This is a genomic window from Streptomyces sp. NPDC097640 (genome assembly GCF_040302705.1).
Classification (GTDB): domain Bacteria; phylum Actinomycetota; class Actinomycetes; order Streptomycetales; family Streptomycetaceae; genus Streptomyces.
The window spans coordinates 15,465-18,789 of sequence record NZ_JBEOSB010000001.1 but is presented as its reverse complement, the minus strand read 5'-3'; the positions used below and the strand labels follow the sequence as shown (position 1 = coordinate 18,789).

At 65.7% G+C, this 3,325-nt stretch carries 2 protein-coding genes and 1 pseudogene; all 3 read right to left on the bottom strand.

Going from position 1 to position 3,325, the window contains the following annotated elements:
- Nucleotides 1-4: 4 nt before the first annotated feature.
- Nucleotides 5-385, bottom strand: a complete 381-nt coding sequence (locus ABTY62_RS00065) for a hypothetical protein (protein WP_352127014.1) — start codon at nt 383-385, stop codon at nt 5-7.
- Nucleotides 382-855 (bottom strand): YbaB/EbfC family nucleoid-associated protein, encoded by a 474-nt coding sequence (locus ABTY62_RS00060; RefSeq protein ID WP_352127013.1) that lies wholly within the window; start codon nt 853-855, stop codon nt 382-384. The genes ABTY62_RS00065 and ABTY62_RS00060 overlap by 4 nt, the downstream gene beginning before the upstream one ends.
- A gap of 73 nt (nt 856-928) precedes the next feature.
- Nucleotides 929-3,325 (bottom strand): annotated as a pseudogene (locus tag ABTY62_RS00055) (hypothetical protein); the annotation flags it as partial.

The following is a 3,325-nucleotide window of genomic DNA, read 5'->3' as shown; positions in this document are numbered from 1 at the left end:
GGAGTCAGTGCTTTCCGCCGGACTGGTTGTCGTCGCCGCTGTCGAAGTCGGCGATACGTCCCTGCTGCTCGATCAACTCCGTCACGTCGGCATGAACGGCCTTGACGCTGTTGAGACTCTCCAGCAGTCCGGACCTCAACGCCGTTACCGCCAATCCGAGGCTCTCGATCGCTCCGGTGAGCGTCCGCACCGTCTTCTCGTCGTCGGGCTGGGTCTTCGTGTAGTAGTCGTCCGATGCGTCTTTGTCGCCGTTCCAGCCCTTGTACCTCTCATAGTCGGCCAGGTAGTCCCCCTTCAGCGCCATGACCTGGTCCTCCACACCGCCCAGGCCGTCGAGCGCTCGCCGCACCTTGCCCAGGTCCAGGTCATAGGTGTCGTCGCTCATGGCTTTCCTCCGGGAACATCCGGGTCCTCGTGGATCTCGTCGCGCAACCGGTCGCTGGACGACCTGCCGCCACCCGCCCGTCGGCCGCCTTCGAACGCCGACCCGAAGAGCCGGTCCCAGTCGACGTCGATGTCCCGGGACCCGGGAACATCGGGGTTCGCCGCCATCAGCGGGCGGAAGGTGTCCATCACCCGCTGGGCGACCTGCTGACGCCCCCGCTGGGCCGCCTCCAGCACCGAGGCGGCCAGTTGCGGTCCGGTCATGTTCAGGTACTTGTTGTCCACGAACGTCAGCCCGGTCAGCTCTCCCTGCGGGCCGACGGTGACCTCGACCGCGCGGTCCCGCGAACGGGCCGTCACCTTGTTGTCCGCGAGGTCCTGCTCGGCGCGGGCGATGGCGGCCCTGGTGGCTTCGAGGTGGGCCCTGGCCTGATGGATGCGCTCCGCGTACGGATCGTTCAACTCGCTCAACGGGTGCTCCTCTGGATGGCTGTGCTGGTCGGGCCGGCTGCTCGGTTTGCCGGAACGACGGCGCGGCGGGGGATCATCGGCCGATCACGGCCGGCGAGCCGCCTTCGTCGCTGCCCCACACGTCCTCGTCCTCCGGCACCCACGCCTCACGCTCGCGGTCGTCGGTCTGGGTCGCCACCTGGCCCGGTGTCCCAGCTCCGCCCGCGCCGGCCATCGGCGGCAGAAACGGGGTGCCGCCGCTCGTGATCACGTTCTCTCGCTCGTCGAGGCGTCCGCCACCGGGGCGGCCGGGCCGGGGGGCCGCCCGGCGGTTGCTGACGACGTCGTCGCTGTCGATCACGTTGCGGACCCGCTCGGTGGGGCCGCCCTCACCGCCGCCGCCGGCACCGCCGCGTCCGGGCAGCGATCCGGGGTTGAGGGGCATGCCGCCGCCCATCGGTGTTCCGGACTGGTTCTGGTTGCCGGCGTTGGCCGCCGCCTGGTTGTTACCGATCTGGTCACCGGGCGACTGGTACGGGTCCTTGTCCCACAGCTCCTCCTCGTACGAGGACGGGTCGTACTGCGAGTAGGAGGAGCCGCCGCCGCCCCCGGTGTTGCCGAAGTTGGATCCGGGGCTCTGGTGCTGGAAGTCCGGGAGTGAGTCGCCGTTCCCGTTCAGGTGCCCCGTGATCGACTTGCCGTCCGGGTCGGTGATCGAGGTAGCGCCGGTGTGCGGATCGACCGTGGCCGTGCTGCCGTCCGGGTACTCCGTGACGATCTGCCCCTGCCGATCGATGTGCGACACGCTGCCGTCGGGGTTGTGGAGGACGTCCCCGGAGTTGAGCGGCCCGGAACTTGTGTGGCCGTCCGGCGTGGTGATGCTGGAAGTCTGGGTGTTCGGATCGATCGTGGTGGTGTGGCCGTCCGGGTACTCCGTGACCACCCGGCCGTGGGAGTCGATGTGCGACTCGCTCCCACCGGGGTTGTGCAGTGAGTCATCGCCGTTCACCGGCCCCGTGATCAGGTCGTGCGAGATCGGCGGCAAGTTATCGCCGTTCAGCGAACCGCCAATGCGGTTGAGCGCCTGCTCCTGCTGTTTCTGGTACTGCTCCTGCTGCTGCTGGTTCTGCTCCTGCTGCTGCTGATACTGCTGTTGTTCCTGCTGGTACCGCTGCTGCTCCTGCTGGTACTGCTGTTGCTGCTGTTGTTCCTGCTGCTGGTACTGCTTGTCCTGGTACTGCTGTTGCCGCTGCTGCTGCTTGTCCTGGTACTCCTGCTGCCGCTGCTGGTACTCCTCCTGCTTCTTCTGCTGCTCCTTCTGGTCGGCCTCGGCCTCCTTCTTCGCCTGCTCCTGCTCCTGCTCCGCCTCCTTCTCCTTCTGCTCCTGCTTGGCCTCCTGCTCCCTCTGCTTGGCCTCGGCCTCCTGCTCTTTTTGCTCCTGCTTGGCCTCCTGCTCCCTCTGCTTGGCCTCGGCCTCCTGCTCTTTTTGCTCCTGCTTGGCCTCCTGCTCCTTCTGCTTCTGCTCCTGCTCCTTCTCGGCCTCGGCCTGCTTCTGCTCCTGCTCCTTCTGGTACTGCTCCTGCTTCTTCTCCTGCTCCTTCTGGTCGGCCTCGGCCTCCTTCTTCGCCTGCTCCTGCTCCTGCTCCGCCTCCTTCTCCTTCTGCTCCTGCTTGGCCTCCTGCTCCTTCTGCTTCTGCTCCTGTTCCTGCTCGGCCTGGGCCTGCTTCTGCTCCTGCTCCTGCTGTTCCTGCTCCTGCTTCTTCTTCGCCTGCTCCTGCTCGGCCTTCTGCTGAGCCACCTGACTGAGCTGGAACTGCTGTTGCTGTTGCTGGTACTCCTCCTGCTTCTTCTGCTGCTCCTCCTGCTTGGCCTCGGCCTCTTTCTGCTTCTGCTCCTGTTCCTGCTCGGCCTGGGCCTGCTTCTGCTCCTGCTCCTTCTCCTTCTGCTCCTGCTTGGCCTCCTGCTCCTTCTCCTTCTGCTCCTGCTTGGCCTCCTGTTCCTTCTGCTCGGCCTCGGCCTCCTTCTTCGCCTGCTCCTGCTCCTGCTTGGCTTCCTGCTCCTTCTGTTCCTGCTTGGCCTCCTGCTCCTTCTGCTTCTGCTCCTGTTCCTGCTCAGCCTGGGCCTGCTTCTGCTCCTGCTCCTTCTCCTTCGCCGCCTGCTTCTGCTCGGCCTCCTTCTCCTTCTGCTCCTGCTCCTCCTTCGCCGCAGACTCCTTGGCCTCCTGCTCCTTCAGGTACTTCTCCTGCTTGTCCTCAGCCTTCTTCTCCTTCTGGTCAGCCTCGGCCTCAGCCTTCTTCTCCTTCTCTTCCTGCTCCTTCCGGTACTTCTCCTCCTTCGCCTCCTGCTCCTTCCGGTACTGCTCCGCCTCCGCCTTGGCCTTCTTCTCCTTCTCCTCCTGCTCCTTCCGGTACTTCTCCTCCTTCGCCTCCTGCTCCTTCCGGTACTGCTCCGCCTCCGCCTTGGCCTTCTTCTCCTTCTCCTCCTGCTCCTT